We start from the raw sequence: 15,013 nt of genomic DNA, 5'->3' as shown, positions 1-15,013 counted from the left end.
CGACTAGAAGGCCCTTCCAGAGGAACTCAAGCAGACCCGCTACGACGGCTCCTGAACCACCATGCGCCGCCGCCGAGCAGGAGGACGGCTGCTCCAATGCCGAGGGGGACGGCGACTGGCGTGCCGTCGTTGCCTTCCGTGCTGTCCGCCGCGGGCTCCGCCGGCGGCGTCGACGTCCCGGTCGTGGGCTCGCCGGAAGAGGTGTCGGGCGAGGGCGCGGCTGTCGTGGGCTCCTCCGTGGGGCTGGGGCTCACGAGCTTCGCGCCGGGTGCTGCGGGCTTCAGGTCCAGGCGGGGCGCGGGATGGCCATGGCCGTGACCGTTGTCGTCCCCGCCGGTGTCTTCCAGTTCGATCCAGCGGTCCACACGGCCGTCGCTGTAGCTCTGCAGGGTCTTGAAGACCAGCGACTTGGCGTCGGGCAGCTGCCGCACGTCGACGACGTACCCGGCGTCCTCCCCCACGGCGAGCTTCGGTCCGGAGACGGTGTAGCCCCGGCTTGTGGGGGCGAGCTTCCAGCCGTCTGGGCCTTCCTTGTAGGTGATGTCGCCGGGTGTGATGCCCTTGGGCAGGATCACCTCCAGCTTGGTGATGCCGGCGGAGCTCGACTCCGAGGCCGCAGAAAAGGTCAGCCCGACGTTCTGGTCGAGGGCCCGGGCGCCCTCCGCCTCGACCTCCGCATGGGCCGCGGCCGGCCCCGCGGTGGCGACGGCGACCACGAACGCGGCCGCGATGAGGGCGCCGGAACGGCACAGACTGCGTACCAAGGTCGGGCGATGCACGGCTGCCCGTATGGCATCGTCGGCGACCGACTCCCCGCGTACGGTCACCAGACCTGCCGGGACGTCGGTCACGGTGTAGGTGTTCTCAGCCATGGTGGGTGCTCCTGTTCTCTGTTTTCTGGTGGGCTGTGTGCAGGTCCGGTGCGTCCGCGGTGAGGTGGACGGAACCGGGCTGCTGCCGCCCGGAGTACGAACTGGGGGCGGCAACCTACGGTTGGTCAGGCAGCTGCCGCGGCCACCAGCGGGGGGCTTTCGGCGTCGTTCAGCCATTCGATCAGCGAGCTGCGGGCGCGGGCGACGCGTGAGCGCACCGTGCCGATGGGGCAGTCGCTGACTTGGGCCGCCTCCGCGTAGGGCAGTCCCACCAATTGGGTGAGGATGAACGCCTCGCGGCGGTCGTCCGGGAGCGTGTCCAGCAGCTCGGCGAGGGCGATGCCGTCGTCGAAGCCGGGCAGGCCGCGCGGCTGGGTGCGTTCGGCGGCCGCCTCCCAGTCGTCCGTGTCCGACAGGCGGGGGCGGGAGGAGCTGTAGCGGATGCTGTCGATCACCGCGCGGCGGGCGATGGAGAGCAGCCAGGTACGGGCCGAGGAGCGGCCTTCGAACCGGTGCAAGCTGACCAGGGCCCGCAGGAAGGTGTCCTGGGTCAGGTCGTCGGCGCTCTGGGGGTCGGCGCCGAGGAACGTCACGTAGTGGCGGACGTCTCGGTGCAGGGCGCGTACGAAGTGTTCGACGGCGTCGGGGTCGCCGCTGCGGGCGGCGAGTGCCCAGGCGGTTATCGACTCGTCTCTCGACTGTTCGCGCGATGGACGCGGGGCATGAGTGATCACCTGGTGTCTGTCCTTCTCGGGAATCCGGGAGCCGTCATCCCGGGCCGGCACGCACAGGGCGGCAGGCGGGACGTCGGTACCAGTCATGGGGTGAACGGCCGGGCATGGGAGTGCACGGCCGACCCGAGGCGGGGAGCCGACGGGCTCAACGGCGGCTCTGCGGACGACCTCGGGGAACCAGCTGCCGTCAGGCGACAGCGACCCCGGCGGGCGGACCCCGAGAAGTGATCGCATGGGTGAGGAGGAGCTGGCGCAGCGCCCGTTCGGAGCCCGCTCGGCGGGCTCGGACACGTGGTCGGTGCGGCGGCGCAGGCAACCGGAGGAGCAAGCGCAGTGGTGCGACGAGCCAGCCGGCGAGGGCCCGCAGGATGCGGAACGCGGCGCGTTCGCCGTGTGCGAGCCACATGCCGCACATCAGCGCGGCCAGCAGGTGGGCGGCGAGCATGCCGGTCGAGGACATACTGGCCATGCCGGAGTCCAGGGAAGTCGGGGCCCCCATGTTGTGGCCCATCGACCCCATGGAGTGCATGGCGCCCACTCCGTGGTCCATGGAGGCCATGGACGTCGCCATGGCGTCATGCTCCGCGCCGGGTCCCGATGGCGAACCGCACAGCAGGTAGCCCAGCCACTGCTGGACGAGCGACCTGTTGCCGGACGGTTCGGGGTGTACGACCGCCTGGGCGAGCGAAAACGACGAGTGGAGTACGGCTTGGGCGGCCACCGCGAAGGAGCCGACGAGGACCGGCCCGCGCTCCCCGCCGGTCAGCAGCCAGGCCGTGCCGCCCGTCGCCGCCGCACCCGCGGCCATGGCCCACCAGGGCACCGTGGTCCCCGACATCATGACGTGGCCCAGGGAGGCGAGCAGCACACTGACGGCCGCGAACACCGCGGCCCGTACTGTGCGAGAACACCACCCAGCAGTCATGGCGGCCTCATCTTCGCATCCAGGCCTCACATGTCACTGACGGGTACGTAAATTTCCCTGGTGCCCCACTCAATCCAGTAGTTGTGATACATGCCATAGCAACCGAGGGGAATTCACTGGTCGTTCCGGCCGACTCTTGGCCGGGCAGAACTCGGCTCTGCTCTCGGTCGGCTTCTTCACCGGCTTCGCGATCGGCCCGCCGCTGTTCGAACTACCGCCGCAGCCGGGCAGTACAAGACAGGCTGGCCGCTGGTCGTGTGGGCATGCGTGGTGGCCCGGTGTGGGCGGTGCGCGAGCGGCGATCGGGCGTACCGCGATGAGTGCAGCGCGTGCGTCCGAAGGCCGCATCGATACAACCCCGGGCATCCCCACTGGGCCTGCCCCACGCTGGAGTCCGTCCTCGGCCAAGTGGCCGCCACCCGAACCGACATCGGCGACCGCTTCACGCTGTTCGCGGACCCCGGCACCGGCCGGTGGACCACGACCGGACGGGGCTAGTCGGGTCGCGCCCGGTACAGAGGGTTGGGTCCGCACCTACGCATCCACACCAGCGCCGGAGAACCGCCCGGTCACACCTGTCCGCCCTCCACCGGTCGGCGGGAGGACGCGTCTGGTTCCCAGCTGCCCTCGTACAACCGAAGCAGCGGATGCGCGGCAGGAGCACGGGCGCACACTCGCCGCCGACCCACACACGGGCGCGCCGCACCCCACCGAAGGCGGCACAACATGACCAACATCAACGAACTGGAGCCCGTCGCGACGTTCTGCGGGAACTGCGACTGCGGCTGCCCCCAGCTCTTCGTCGACCCCAACGCTCCCGCCGAGCAGCGGCTCGTCCTGACCGACGACTTCGGCCAGCGTATCCAGAGGAGCGCCAACCAGTTTTCCTCACTGATGGACGGCGCCAAGAACGGCAAGCTGGACGGCATCGCCCTGCCCTGAACCGGCGACGCGCTGTCATACGGCTACAGCCGTCACACGGCGGCGTCGGCGAGCAGTTGTAGTGCCAGTCGCCGAAGTTCCGGGCTTGCCTTCTCGGGGCTGCCGGTGTCGAACGGCGGATCGGGGTCGTACTCGACAGCGAGTTGCATAGCCTGGCCCACCCGCTCGCCGGCCAACCGCGCGGCGAGACTCAACCCCATGTCGATCCCCGCCGACACGCCGGCAGCCGTCATGATCTTCCCGGCTTCCACGAACCGCCCCGGGGTGTAGACGGCACCGACCTCCGCCAGATACGAGCGCGATGCCCAGTACGTTGTGGCAGGCAGACCCCGCAGCAGTCCGGCCGCGCCCAGGATCAGCGACCCCGTGCACACCGAGGTGGTCCACACCGACCGCCGGTGGATGTGGCGTATCCAGTCGAGAACCACGCGGTTGGCCATCGTCGTCGTGGTCCCGCGCTCGCCCCCGCCGGGCACCAGCAGCACGTCCGCCTTGGGCACGCTGTCGAGGGAACGCTCCGCCACCAGCCCGAGCTCGCCGGTGTCGGTACGGATCCGCCCGGCCCTCTCGGCCACAGTCGTCACCGTTACCCCGGGCACCCGGCACAGCACTTCGTACGGCCCGACCGCATCGAGCCCGGTGAACCCGTCGTACAACAGCACCGCGACCAGCATCGCGCCCGCGTCGGGCTCCCGCGTCGCCGCGCCGGCCTCCCCGACTTCCTGCCCCGCCGGGGCGGAGTGCGCCGGTGTGGCCCCGCTGGCCATCACCAGTCCCGCACCCAACCCGCCTGCCACGGCTGCCTGGAGTAACTGACGGCGGTCACGGCCGATCTCTGTCATGTCCGACTCCCTGTCCCGAAAGGCGCCCTGGCGGAGCGCTCGTGATCAAGTAGTCGTCCCATTTCGCCGTCGAGTTCCCGACGGCACCTGCTGTGCGTCTCCCCGTCGCGCGGACGACGCCAGGGCGGTCAGGAGAGGGGCCTGCGGAAACTTGACCGGGCCTGTTCTCACTGGGCGGGAGAGGCCAGGTGCAGGTCCATCTCCGCCTCCAGCGCGGCCTGCATCAGATGGCGGGTGATCTCCGGCAGCAGCCCGCCGTCGCCCATCAGCCGCAGCCCGCCGTCGCGCACCCGCTCGTCGGCCAGCTCCGCCAACTTGTCCAGCATCAGCGGGCTCAGCCCCAGCCCAACGGCTGCCTGGCGGCCCGTCGTCGTCGCGTGTGCCACATCGGCACCGTCAACGCTTCGGTCCCGCACCGCAACCGACACGCCGTCAGCGTCCTAGGGTCCGTCTTCAAACGGATCTTGCCCAGAGCAGGAATGACGCGAGTGTGACCGCTGCTTCGTAGGAGGCGGCGGTCTTCTCGTATCGGGTGGCGATTCCACGGAAGCCTTTGAGCCGGTTGAAGCAGCGTTCGACGACGTTGCGTTGACGGTAGACCTGCCGGTCGAACACCGGTGGCCGCCCGCCGCGACCGCCACGGTTGTGCCGGTGTCGCTGCTGGTCGGTCTTCTCCGGGATAGTGTGCCCGATGCCGCGTTTACGCAGGTAGGCGCGGAAGCCGCGGGAGCTGTAGGCCTTGTCTGCGATGACCTGATCAGGCCTGCAACGGGGTCGGCCCGGTCCGGTGCGAGGGACACGGATGCGCTCCAGAAGAGGGCGCGCGCAGATGCTGTCGTGACGTTGCCCTGGCGTCACCAGGACTGCGAGCGGGCGCCCCTTGCCGTCGCAGGCGAGATGGATTTTGGTGGTCAGTCCGCCTCGGGATCGACCGAGGGCGTGATCGTCCGGTTCGTCCGGCCGATGGTGCCCCCTTTTCGGCCGGTGGCGGCCGCGTGCTGGTGGACGCGGACGATGGTGGAGTCGATCTGGACGAGCCAGTCGATGTCGCCGGCCGCGTCCGCACCAGCTTGGATCTGCTGAAGAGCCCGGGTGAACACGCCGTCCAGGGCGTAGCGGCGGAAGCGGGTGCAGACGGTCTGCCATGGACCGTAGCGTTCCGGCAGGTCACGCCAGGATATCCCGGTCCGGATCTTGTAGACCATCCCGTTGATGACCTGCCGGTCCGACACCCGCGGCCGGCCCGTCACAGCCCGCGGTATCAGCGGAGCGAGTAACTCCCACTCCTGATCGGTGAGTTCATGACGACGTATCACCCCACCATGATCCACCACCCGATGATCTTTGAAGACGGACCCTAGGTCGCGTATCGAGTCGTGATCAGTCTGGGGGATTTGCTCTCGTGGCGGGGCCGGGACCGGTAGACGTTCTTGCGTGACGCGAGTGCAACTGACGGACGAAGAGTGGAAGTTGATCGAGCCGTACCTGCCGATCGGCGAGTACGGCCCGTATCCCGAGCGGCTGCGGCAGCAGTTCGAAGGAGTACTCTGGCGGTTCAAGACGGGCGGGCAGTGGCGGGAGATGCCGCAGGAGTTCGGCGCCTGGTCGACCGTCCACAACCGATTCCGGCAGTGGTGGGACGCCGGTGTCTTCGAAGCCCCTGCTGGAGGGACTGATCGCTGAGGCCGCGAAGCGAGGTGAGGTGAACTTGTCCCTGGTCAGCGTGGACTCCACCACCGCGCGGGCCCACCACGACGCTGCCGGGATGCACCTGGGCGAGGACGTCATCACCGCGCTGGAGAAGGCTGCCGCCGAGGAGGAGAAAGCGAGGTCAAAGGGGGCAGTGCCGAAGAACGAAACGGGCAGGACGCCGAAGCGGATCCCGGGCGGGAAGAGCGACGGCGTGTCCGGCGTCGGCACAAACTCCGGCTGAAGGCTGCCCTCCTCGGGCGCTCCAGAGGTGGGCAGACCAGCAAGGTCCACCTCGCCGCCGACCGGAAGTGCCGCCCGCTGGCGTTCGTCCTGACTACGGGCCAGGCGGCGGACAGCCCGCAATTCATCCCCGTCCTGAAGAAGGTTCGGGTGCGCGGACCTGTCGGCCGTCCCCGCACCCGGGGGGACGCGGTCGCCGGGGACAAGGCGTACTCGTCCCGCGGCAACCGCGCCTACCTGCGCAAACGCTGCATCAAGGCGGTCATCCCGGAGAAGAATGACCAGGCCGCCAATCGGAGGAAGAAGGGCAGCAGGGGCGGCAGGCCCATCAGTCACGACGCCGAGCTCTACAGGGAACGGAACACTGTCGAACGCGCCATCAACAGGATGAAGGCATGGCGAGGCATCGCCACCCGCTACGACAAAACCCCGGGAAGCTACCTCGCTGGCCTCCACCTCCGCGCTTCGATGATGTGGATCAAGGACCTCACGCCAGCCACTCCTTGATCGCAACCAAATATGCGACCTAGTGCCGCATCAGGCAGCGTTCGCCCTGTTCGCGACGCATCGCTTGGTTGCTGTGCCTGGCGGCACCGATGTGTTGCGTCGATGGAAGTCACGCACCTGCGGTAGAGCTGGCTACGACGTGCATAGTCGGAACACCGAGTTCGGTGCGTGCGGCTGAGATGGCGGCGAGTCGGGCTGCGGAAAGGTACAGGTGAATGGCCTCGCCAACGGGCTGCCGCACAGCCTCGGTAAGTCGCTCGGTGAGGGCATAGACGGCGTCGGCCACCGGTTGAGTGCAAAGGATGTGCACCTCGACGTGAAGCAGCCAGAGACGGCTGGTCAGGTCTGCGGCCTCCTGCGCGGTCACCTCCTCGCCAGCGGAACGCCGCTCCGCAGCTCGTTCGAGTTCTCGTACGAGTGCGAAGAACCGGATCAGGACGTCTTTGCGTTCGTCTCGAAGACGGAGAACGGCCGCGTGCTGATCTTGCTGTTCTGATGATCGTGCGCGCCACCGCTCACTGAGAAGGGTGCCGGTGATGCCGATTCCGGCACCGAGTAGTCCGCTGGCGGCCGTGATGATGTTCACCCAGATGCCCATGACCACCCACTGTGGCGCATGGTCGAGAGCCTTGAGCCGTAGTCCGGTAAAGGACGGCCAGAATGATCACGTGGCTGAACGTGTGCAGGTCCGGGAGATTGATGACGACGAGGGCAGGCGGTTGCTGCGGATCATCCGCAGAGGCACCGGGTCGGTGGTGACCTGGCGGCGGGCCCAGATGGTGCTGTTATCCGCGCAAGCCATGCCCGTGGTCAAGATCGCCGAGGTGACGTTCACCAGCCCGGACCGGGTCCGGGACGTGCTCCACAACTTCAACACCGACGGCTTCGACTCGCTCTACCCGAAGTACAAGGGCGGCCGCCCGAAGACCTTCACCCTCCCGGAACGCCGGGAGATCAAGAAGATCGCCAAGTCCAAGCCGGCCGAGCACGGCCTGCCGTTCTCGACCTGGAGCCTGGCCAAGCTGGCCGACTTCCTGGTCGCCGAGGGGGTGGTCGACGACATCAGCCACGAGGGCCTTCGGGTCCTGCTCCGCGAGGAGGGCGTCTCGTTTCAATGTGTGAAGACCTGGAAGACCTCACGCGACCCGGACTACGCGACCAAGAAGGCCCGGGTCGAGCATCTCTACGCGATCGCCGACGGCGAGGTCATACCCGAGGAAGGCGAGCCCGAAGTCATCTTGTGCCTGGGCGAGTTCGGGCCGCTCAACCTCCAGCCCCACCCCGGCCGGCAATGGGCCGAACGTGGCGGCCGGCACAAGGATCCCGATCGTGAGCCCCGGCCCCGCCGCCGGGCGACCTACACCCGGCCGCACGGTGTCCGCCACCTGTTCGCCGCCTACGACCTCGCCAAGGACCAGCTCTACGGGCACGTCAAGAAGACCAAGAACCGCTCGAAGTTCCTCGAGTTCTGCCGCTACCTGCGCTCCCTGCACCCGATGGACATACGCATTGCGATCGTCTGCGACAACTACTCCCCACACCTGACAACGAAGCGGTGCCAGCGGGTCGCGACGTGGGCTGCGGCGAACAACGTGGAGATGGCCTACACCCCGACCAACAGCTCCTGGCTCAACCGGATCGAGGCTCAGTTCACCGCCCTGCGCTACTTCGCACTCAACGGCACCGACCACACCAGCCACAAGGAGCAGGGAAGCATGATCCGCCGCTACATCATCTGGCGGAACAAGCACGCCACCGACGAACGCCTCCGCGAGGTCGTGAACAAGGCCAACGTTGCCTGATGCGGCACTAGGCGGGCGATCAGGGCGCCAACTTCACCCATGAAGGGCACAGTTCAGACTCATGCTCTCCATGATCCATCCACGTGAGGGATGATCTGCTCGTCAACAACACCATTCGTGGGGGACCGTGAGCCAGAACGTCACGCCACCGCCCCTGCCCGGCCACCCGTCGGCGCAGCCGTCGAGAAGGAACACCAACGCGGCCATCATCACGCCGGTGCCTTTCGTAAGTCGACGTCGGCAGATGGCACGACCCGGTTGCGATCGTCCCTACGCTCGGCGTCGAAGGATCTTCTCTGCGGCACTGCATATCCGCGACAGCACTCGATAGGCGTCCCGGCAACGGTCGGCGTCCGAACTCAAGCACGCCACGAGTGCAGCGATCAGGACTGGCAGCAGGATGAAGCCCACGACAGCTGCGGTGTACGTCGTCATGGCGGACAAAGGTAAGTGGCGTTGCACAGCGGGGCGAGCCGGTTATCCACAGATTCCAGCAACCCCCTGTGGATAACCAGTGAGGGCTGAACTCCTGCGGCAACGGGCGCAGCGCGGATCGGTGCAGGCGCCGGTGGCGGCGGCAGGAGTCGCGCCGGAAGCGCATCAGGCAGGCGTCGCCGTTGAGGACCGTCCGGCATGCCCATGGCTAGGCCAGCATCCGGACCATGCACGGGCCGCGAGGACGGTGCTGATCGGCGCGGCTCTGACCTACCAGGAACCATCAGCCCGGGCAGGCGGTTCGGACCAGAACGGTCCCGGCGGGATCCATCGCCAGAAGCGAGTGAACAACTCCGCGGATCGGCGGTCAAGGTGGCCGGCTTTCTGAATCGCCGCTCTATGCCACGTCTTTACCCGAGGCGCTCGTCAGCGGCTCAGCCCGTACGGCAGGGAGGGGTCGACCGCGGTGATCTCGAGAAGCCGGTTGTACTTGGCGACGCGCTCGCCGCGCGCCGGGGCACCGGACTTGAGCCGGCCGCTTCCGGTGCCGACGACGAGATCGGCCATGAAGGCGTCCTCGGTCTCACCGGAGCGGTGGGAGACCATCTGCGTGTAGTCGGCCTCCCGGCAGATCCGCATGGCGTCGAGGGTCTCGGCGACCGTACCGATCTGGTTGCCCTTGATCAGGGCGGAGTTGCCGATCTGCTGGGCGATCGCCTCGCTGATGACGGCCGGGTCGGTGACGAAGATGTCGTCGCCCTCAGCCCCGTCACGAACCGCCTCCGGCAGACGCATCGCCGCAGGTCTGCTACCAGGACGAGCCCGGCATCCGGGCCACCGATTACACAGGACGTCGGTACCCGGCACAGGCCAGGCCGAGGACGAGCAGCGCCAGCCACGGCAGCGCGGACATGCCGACCGCCTGGGCGGCATCGAGGGCCGCTCCGGTGAGCGAGGTTGCCCAGTGTGATACCGACGCCGCAGATGGTGTTATAGAGCCCTCATGCGTGGCGACGAGACGGTCACCGGAGAGCCGGACGATCGTGTCCATCTCGAAGGGGTACGCGATCATCGTGCCCAGTGCCAGCAGCAGCGCGGCCAGCGTCGGCGGGACGGCGACGAGCAGCCGGCGTCCGAGCCCCTCGTCGGGCACGGGCAGTCCCCTCCTGCGACTCCGCTGCTCAATGCCAGGACGACTCCCCCACACGTGGACCGCGCATTGCTGCGAGGCGACGGTCGTGGCGGCCTTCACGGCCCGGCCCAAGTTACTCAGCGGCACCTGGCGTGGCGATCTCGAACCGCTACGCTCCACCCGACCACCGGCAGCATCACCAGCCAGGCCACCACCACCGCCACGGGCCCTCCCCAACCGACGCCGACAAGACAGGCCAGCCACGCCACCAGCGCCGCACCGACTGCGGCCTTGCCCAACGGGACCAGGGAAGCGGGCAAGCCGCGCTCGGCGGCACCGCGCGCTCCCAGCAGCGCGAAGCCACCAGCCCACAGCAGGTACGTTCCACAGGCCAGCGCCCCCAGCGCCAGAGCAGTGTCGGTGTCCGGGTCACCCACGGGGTTGTCGTTGGTCTCCTGGGTGAGACCGCCCAGGCTGACGGCAGTTGCATAGTGTCGCCACACAGTGACGCTCACCTGGTCCCCCGGGTGCAACCGCTTCAGAAGAGGGCCCGCAGAGCCCATGTCGAGCGATCTGGATGCCGGAGCGGGACCGGACAGCCCGAGCCGGTACGTATCCTCTCTCCCGGAGTGCTGGATCACCGTTCCCGTCACGGTGGCTCGTACGGTGTGCAGGCAGTCCGCCCGGCTGACACCAGTTCCGGCCTCGGCGCACGGGACCGCGGAGAGAAATCCCCGCTCTTCCGCCATTGCCGCAGGTAGGGCAGTGAAACCACCGACCGCCCACAGCATTGCGACAGCGCCCGAAAGCACCGCGCACAGCCCCCATGCACGATGCCACCATGGCCGACGCCGCAGGCCGCCCGGGCGCGGAGGACCGTATCGAGGCAGCGGGCGCGAGACGGACCGTGGCAAGGGCATCTGCGCACCGTACAACTACCCCGCCGGGGACGTAGAACCCATTCCACGAGGCCCGGCACCTCGGCGCCATCCGCCTTGAGCGGCACCGCCTCGGCAACCAGGAGGGGGTACGCGCGAGCTACGCCCCGATGGCGGACATCCTGGCGGCCGTGGGCTGACGCCTCGTTCCCAGAGGCACGGCTGCAGGATCCGCGATTCCGTGAGCAATTCCGCGTGATCATAAGCACTGTCCGAGCAAATCCGCGGGTTCGGCGAGCAATGGATATCGCAACCTCTGGGAAAATTTCCGGTCTCCGCTCGGTACCTACGGCGTGGATCCGGTACGAGGAAACTTGCGGCACACGGTTCGCGCTTCAGTTGTCTTGCCGTGCGCCCAGAACCGTCGCGGCGAGCACGCATGTGATGCCAGAATCGGACCATGGCAGGACGCATACCGGCGTGGGCCGGTGGAATGGTCGCCGGAGTCGGATGCCTTAGCCTGGCAGTGTATCTGGCCGCGATCGACCTGGAAACAGCCAGTCAGGTGTCCGGCGTGCTCGGCCTGTTCGCCTCCATCGCCGGAGTAGGCGTATCCGTTGTGAGCGCCCGACGTGAGCGAAGCGCTGAGACCGGTGGTGGGCAGTCGATACGTGGCAGCGCAGTCGGAGGCGGGGTAATCCAGGTCTCCGGCACGAACGGGAAAGTGCGGATCGTCCACCGCGGGCCGGCCGGGCCGCCGCCCTCTGTACCCTCGTCCGCCAGCGCCCCCGCCGAGCTTGGACGTCAGTCGGTGACCGGCAGCAACGTTGCCGGCCCCGTCGACCAGGTCGAGAACGCCGCCGGAAGCGTCGAGATCGAGCAGGGTCCGTGATCGGACGTACACGCTCCCGGCAGTGGGTGTCTGGAACCATCTACGGGCCGGTGGTCCAGGTCAGCGGGGCCGAGGGCGACGTATCGGTCGCGCTGAGCCCGGAACGCCCGGTGTACCGCGTGGACAACTTCCCCTTCGACCGGCCCCGGCTGACATCGGATCAGGCCCGCGCCCAGCCGGTCCGTCTCCTGCAAGCCCGTTACCAGTCAGTGGAATTCACCGGCCGTGCTGCCGAACTGGCACGGCTAGCACGCTGGCGCGATGGGCCGGACACGGCCTCTGTACTGCTGCTGCACGGCCCCGGCGGTCAGGGCAAGACCCGGATGGCGACCCAATTCGCACACGAGAGCCACGTCCGTGGCTGGCGGGTCCTCGAAGCGCGCCACTCCACCCAGGTTGCGTCCGCCGCCTCCTCACCGGCCCCCGTCGCCGACGAGGAGGGCGCGCTGCTGATCGCCGACTATGCGGAGCGATGGCCGACAGCCGATCTGCTGGAGATGCTGACGGATGCGGTACGGCAGCGCGGGCGCAGCGCCCGCGTCCTGCTGATTTGCCGTGCAGCAGGCATGTGGTGGCAGTCCCTGGCGCACCGCTTGGATAACCTCGGCCTTCCTGCCGAGAAACTGGCACTGGGGCCGCTGGCCGATGAGCCCGGTCTCGACATCGGCACCCTCTTCGTCGGCGCGGTGCGGACGTTCGCCGCCGCACTCGCTGTTCCCGGCGCAGTCGACTTGGCGCCGCCGATGCCCGCAGGCGGCCGCTGGGCGGACCGCGGCTTCGGCCGGGTGCTCGCAGTCCACATGGCCGCGCTCGCCACCGTGGACCGGTGGCTCCAGAGGAACCGGATGTCTCGCTGGACACCCTGGCCCACGTCTCTGCGTACTTGCTGCGGCGCGAACGTCTTCACTGGCAGATGCTGTACGAGAACAGCACAGTGTCGACCCACCCGGACGCGCTCTCCCACGCGGCATACACGGCTGCGCTCACCGGGCCGTTGACGTACGACGAGGGCCGGACCGCCCTCGTGCGTGTCGGCGCGTCCGCCGACGACGTCGCAGACCGGACGTTGAAGGATCACGCCATCTCCTATCCGCCGGTCTCGCCCCTCACCGTCCTGGAGCCTCTATACCCTGACCAGTTGGCGGAGGACCTCGTCGCCCTGAGCGTTCCGGGCCACGACCTCGACGCCTACGTTCCCGACGCCTGGTCCCTCTCCGCCCCTCGGCGTCTGCTGCCCGATCCGGCCGCGGGGTGGACTCGTGCCGCCCTGACCCGGCTGATTGCGGTGGCTGCCCGTTGGCCTCATGTGGCCGCCGCCCAGCTGGCTCCGCTCCTCACCGAGAAGCCGGAACTGGCCCTCGCCGCGGGCGGTGCCGCCCTCAACACCCTTGCGGACATCGAGCACCTGGATCTCTCCGTCCTGGAGGCGATCGAGGAACACTTCCCCAGCGAACGGCACGCCGATCTCGATCCAGGAATCGCGACGGTGAGCGACCGGGTGCTGGCCCATCGTTTGCGGGTCACCGATGATGGGGCGGAACAGGCCCGTCTGCACGGTGTTCTCTCCCAGCGCCGGTCCCGGGCGGGACTCCACCAGCAGGCACTGGGATCCGCCAGGGAGGCGGCGGCCCTCTGGCGGCGGCTGACCGAGCGAAATCCCGGATCCCATGAGCACGACCTCGCCACAGCGCTGACGGAGCTGGCGGCGTGCCTGGCCGCCCTAGGCGAGCGCGAAGAGGCACTGGCAGAGCAGCGGGCGGCCCTGGATACCCATCAACGACTGGCCGAAGGGAATCCGGGAGTCATAACGGATTCCCACGCTCTTGCACTGGTCAATCTCGGTGCTCATCTATCCTCCCGGGGTAGGGGCGAGGAAGCGCTCGCCGCACCCGGGCGGGCGGTCGTGCTCTGGCGCTGGCTGGCCGAATTGGAACCCACCAAGTGCGAGCCGCGGTACGCCGCGGCGCTGGCGAATCTCGGAATAGAATTTGGTGCAGACGGGCCGCTTGAAGGAGGGCTTGGACGCACAGCGGCAGGCCCTGGCGATCCGGCAGCGGCTCAGCAAGGAGAACCCACACGCCCACGAACCCGACCTCGCGATCTCGCTGACCAATGTCGCCGGCAACCTCAGCGATCTCGGTCTCTGGAAAGAGGCACGAGAGCCCCTGCAGCAGGCGGTGGCCCTGCTGCGCCGACTGAGTGAGCTGAACCCCGCTCGCCGAGCTGAACTCGCCAAGGCACTCAGCAATCTCGCCATCTGTCTAGACCAGCTGGGTCACGAGGACGAGGCAGTGCGGGCGGCCGAAGAAGCCGTGACGGTCAATCATCGGTTGTCTCTGGAGCAACCAGCCGTGCACGAGCCCGAGTATGCGCGGTCGCTCAACAGTCTGTGCGCAGCTCTGGCCCATTCCGGTCGGCATGCGCAGGCACTGACCATCGGAGAGTTCCCACTGCGGCTCCGTCGTCGACTGGCCCTGGAAAACCACACTGCCCACGCGCACGAGCTCGCCGAGTCCCTGGCCAACCACGGCAAGCACCTGCGGGATGTCGGGCAGCGAGACGAGGCACTGGCCACCGTCCAGGATGCGGTGAACATCCAGCGCGAGGTGGCCAAGGTCGCTCCGGAATCCCATGGGCCGCGGCTCGCGCTCCTCCTGTCCAATTTTGCCGTGTTCGTATCGAAAATGCGCCCGTACACGGAGTACTTGGCCGTCCTGGAGGAGGAGATCGGCATCAGACGGCGGCTGGTGGCCATGAACTCCGTGACGCACGAGGCCGGACTGGCCGACGCGCTGTACCGTCTCGGGTTCTGCTTGGGCACGGTGGGGAGCAGTAGTAAGTCGACGGTCGTGACCCTGAGCGGCGTAAGCGCCTTAGAGGAAGCGGTCACTGTTCAGCGCCGACTGTCGACGGCCGATTCCCCGTCCCACTCCCTTGAACTGGCCCAGTCCCTCACCATGCTGTGCGTTCTACGCAGCGAGCTGAAGGAGCTTAGTGGCTGTTGTCGTTCCGATCTTGAGGGGTGTGCGTCGAACGGGAGTCTCGATCGGGTGACCGCAGTCGGTCGCGTGCATGAGAACAGGGCCTCTTGGTAGCTCGGGGTTGCGAAGCCAACCGAGA

At 68.1% G+C, this 15,013-nt stretch carries 15 protein-coding genes, 3 pseudogenes and 1 riboswitch; of the genes and pseudogenes, 6 read left to right on the top strand and 12 right to left on the bottom strand.

Annotation, left to right across the window (positions count from 1 at the left end; all coding sequences use genetic code 11):
* Positions 1-26: 26 nt before the first annotated feature.
* The 3 genes from QQY66_RS48125 to QQY66_RS48115 form a co-directional block, all read right to left on the bottom strand.
* Positions 27-779, bottom strand: coding sequence for a DUF1775 domain-containing protein (locus QQY66_RS48125; protein WP_301987746.1), 753 nt, complete (start codon positions 777-779; stop codon positions 27-29).
* Positions 780-997: 218 nt separating this feature from the next.
* On the bottom strand, positions 998-1,693 hold the full coding sequence (locus QQY66_RS48120; protein ID WP_301986906.1) for a sigma-70 family RNA polymerase sigma factor: 696 nt from the start codon (positions 1,691-1,693) through the stop codon (positions 998-1,000).
* Between the two features lie 100 nt (positions 1,694-1,793).
* Complete coding sequence (locus QQY66_RS48115) at positions 1,794-2,531, bottom strand: hypothetical protein (protein WP_301986905.1); 738 nt, start codon at positions 2,529-2,531, stop codon at positions 1,794-1,796.
* Positions 2,532-3,257: 726 nt separating this feature from the next.
* On the opposite strand from QQY66_RS48115, the gene QQY66_RS48110 reads away from it, so the two are divergent.
* Positions 3,258-3,473, top strand: a complete 216-nt coding sequence (locus tag QQY66_RS48110) for a hypothetical protein (protein ID WP_301986904.1) — start codon at positions 3,258-3,260, stop codon at positions 3,471-3,473.
* A gap of 32 nt (positions 3,474-3,505) precedes the next feature.
* On the opposite strand, the gene QQY66_RS48105 is transcribed toward QQY66_RS48110, so the two are convergent.
* The 3 genes from QQY66_RS48105 to QQY66_RS48095 all read right to left on the bottom strand — a co-directional run bounded on the left by QQY66_RS48105 (position 3,506) and on the right by QQY66_RS48095 (position 5,628).
* Entirely contained in the window at positions 3,506-4,315 is an 810-nt protein-coding gene (locus QQY66_RS48105) for a DJ-1/PfpI family protein (protein ID WP_301986903.1), read from the bottom strand.
* A gap of 167 nt (positions 4,316-4,482) precedes the next feature.
* Positions 4,483-4,701 carry a hypothetical protein gene (locus QQY66_RS48100; protein WP_301986902.1) on the bottom strand — a complete coding sequence of 73 codons (219 nt, stop codon included), beginning with the start codon at positions 4,699-4,701 and terminating at the stop codon, positions 4,483-4,485.
* A 67-nt stretch (positions 4,702-4,768) separates the two neighbouring features.
* A protein-coding gene (locus QQY66_RS48095; RefSeq protein ID WP_301987745.1) for an IS5 family transposase occupies positions 4,769-5,628 on the bottom strand; the annotation gives its coding sequence in 2 pieces (ribosomal slippage) (positions 4,769-5,272 and positions 5,275-5,628; 858 coding nt in all).
* 121 nt (positions 5,629-5,749) lie between these two features.
* Here QQY66_RS48095 and QQY66_RS48090 point away from each other — a divergent pair.
* Positions 5,750-6,754 (top strand): annotated as a pseudogene (locus QQY66_RS48090) (IS5 family transposase).
* A gap of 109 nt (positions 6,755-6,863) precedes the next feature.
* On the opposite strand, the gene QQY66_RS48085 reads toward QQY66_RS48090, so the two are convergent.
* Positions 6,864-7,352, bottom strand: coding sequence for a hypothetical protein (locus QQY66_RS48085; protein ID WP_301986899.1), 489 nt, complete (start codon positions 7,350-7,352; stop codon positions 6,864-6,866).
* A 70-nt stretch (positions 7,353-7,422) separates the two neighbouring features.
* On the opposite strand from QQY66_RS48085, the gene QQY66_RS48080 reads away from it, so the two are divergent.
* On the top strand, positions 7,423-8,556 hold the full coding sequence (locus QQY66_RS48080) for an IS630 family transposase (RefSeq protein ID WP_301986897.1): 1,134 nt from the start codon (positions 7,423-7,425) through the stop codon (positions 8,554-8,556).
* A gap of 702 nt (positions 8,557-9,258) precedes the next feature.
* Positions 9,259-9,335, bottom strand: a riboswitch (Fluoride riboswitch).
* Positions 9,336-9,417: 82 nt separating this feature from the next.
* Here the strand turns inward: QQY66_RS48080 and QQY66_RS48075 are convergent.
* The 3 genes and pseudogenes from QQY66_RS48075 to QQY66_RS48065 all read right to left on the bottom strand — a co-directional run.
* Positions 9,418-9,750 (bottom strand): annotated as a pseudogene (locus QQY66_RS48075) (phosphopyruvate hydratase); the annotation flags it as partial.
* Between the two features lie 82 nt (positions 9,751-9,832).
* Positions 9,833-10,147 (bottom strand): annotated as a pseudogene (locus QQY66_RS48070) (MFS transporter); the annotation flags it as partial.
* A 113-nt stretch (positions 10,148-10,260) separates the two neighbouring features.
* The gene (locus tag QQY66_RS48065; RefSeq protein WP_301986895.1) at positions 10,261-10,638 is read right to left on the bottom strand and encodes a hypothetical protein; all 378 of its coding nucleotides are present in this window, start codon (positions 10,636-10,638) and stop codon (positions 10,261-10,263) included.
* An 823-nt stretch (positions 10,639-11,461) separates the two neighbouring features.
* Here QQY66_RS48065 and QQY66_RS48060 point away from each other — a divergent pair.
* Both QQY66_RS48060 and QQY66_RS48055 read left to right on the top strand, forming a co-directional pair.
* Positions 11,462-11,893: a hypothetical protein gene (locus QQY66_RS48060; protein ID WP_301986893.1), complete on the top strand. Its 432-nt coding sequence runs from the start codon at positions 11,462-11,464 to the stop codon at positions 11,891-11,893.
* Between the two features lie 26 nt (positions 11,894-11,919).
* On the top strand, positions 11,920-12,891 hold the full coding sequence (locus tag QQY66_RS48055) for an ATP-binding protein (protein WP_301986892.1): 972 nt from the start codon (positions 11,920-11,922) through the stop codon (positions 12,889-12,891).
* Between the two features lie 125 nt (positions 12,892-13,016).
* Here the strand turns inward: QQY66_RS48055 and QQY66_RS48050 are convergent, their stop codons facing one another.
* Positions 13,017-13,562 (bottom strand): hypothetical protein, encoded by a 546-nt coding sequence (locus QQY66_RS48050; protein WP_301986891.1) that lies wholly within the window; start codon positions 13,560-13,562, stop codon positions 13,017-13,019.
* Positions 13,563-13,613: 51 nt separating this feature from the next.
* On the bottom strand, positions 13,614-13,742 hold the full coding sequence (locus QQY66_RS48045; RefSeq protein ID WP_301986889.1) for a hypothetical protein: 129 nt from the start codon (positions 13,740-13,742) through the stop codon (positions 13,614-13,616).
* A gap of 169 nt (positions 13,743-13,911) precedes the next feature.
* Here QQY66_RS48045 and QQY66_RS48040 point away from each other — a divergent pair, with 169 nt between their 5' ends.
* The gene (locus QQY66_RS48040) at positions 13,912-14,988 is read left to right on the top strand and encodes a tetratricopeptide repeat protein (protein WP_301986887.1); all 1,077 of its coding nucleotides are present in this window, start codon (positions 13,912-13,914) and stop codon (positions 14,986-14,988) included.
* The last annotated feature ends 25 nt before the right edge of the window (positions 14,989-15,013 follow it).

Origin of the sequence: Streptomyces sp. DG2A-72 (genome assembly GCF_030499575.1) — a bacterium.
Lineage (GTDB): Bacteria > Actinomycetota > Actinomycetes > Streptomycetales > Streptomycetaceae > Streptomyces.
This window is presented reverse-complemented; position numbering and strand designations above follow the sequence as displayed.

Excerpts from the sequence above, each read along its gene's own strand:
- QQY66_RS48120 (WP_301986906.1), bottom strand. The coding sequence starts at position 1,693 with ATGACTGGTACCGACGTCCCGCCTGCCGCCCTGTGCGTGCCGGCCCGG.
- QQY66_RS48115 (WP_301986905.1), bottom strand. The coding sequence starts at position 2,531 with ATGACTGCTGGGTGGTGTTCTCGCACAGTACGGGCCGCGGTGTTCGCG.
- QQY66_RS48110 (WP_301986904.1), top strand. The coding sequence starts at position 3,258 with ATGACCAACATCAACGAACTGGAGCCCGTCGCGACGTTCTGCGGGAAC.
- QQY66_RS48105 (WP_301986903.1), bottom strand. The coding sequence starts at position 4,315 with ATGACAGAGATCGGCCGTGACCGCCGTCAGTTACTCCAGGCAGCCGTG.
- QQY66_RS48085 (WP_301986899.1), bottom strand. The coding sequence starts at position 7,352 with ATGGGCATCTGGGTGAACATCATCACGGCCGCCAGCGGACTACTCGGT.
- QQY66_RS48060 (WP_301986893.1), top strand. The coding sequence starts at position 11,462 with ATGGCAGGACGCATACCGGCGTGGGCCGGTGGAATGGTCGCCGGAGTC.
- QQY66_RS48050 (WP_301986891.1), bottom strand. The coding sequence starts at position 13,562 with ATGGGATCCGGGATTTCGCTCGGTCAGCCGCCGCCAGAGGGCCGCCGC.
- QQY66_RS48045 (WP_301986889.1), bottom strand. The coding sequence starts at position 13,742 with ATGAGCACCGAGATTGACCAGTGCAAGAGCGTGGGAATCCGTTATGAC.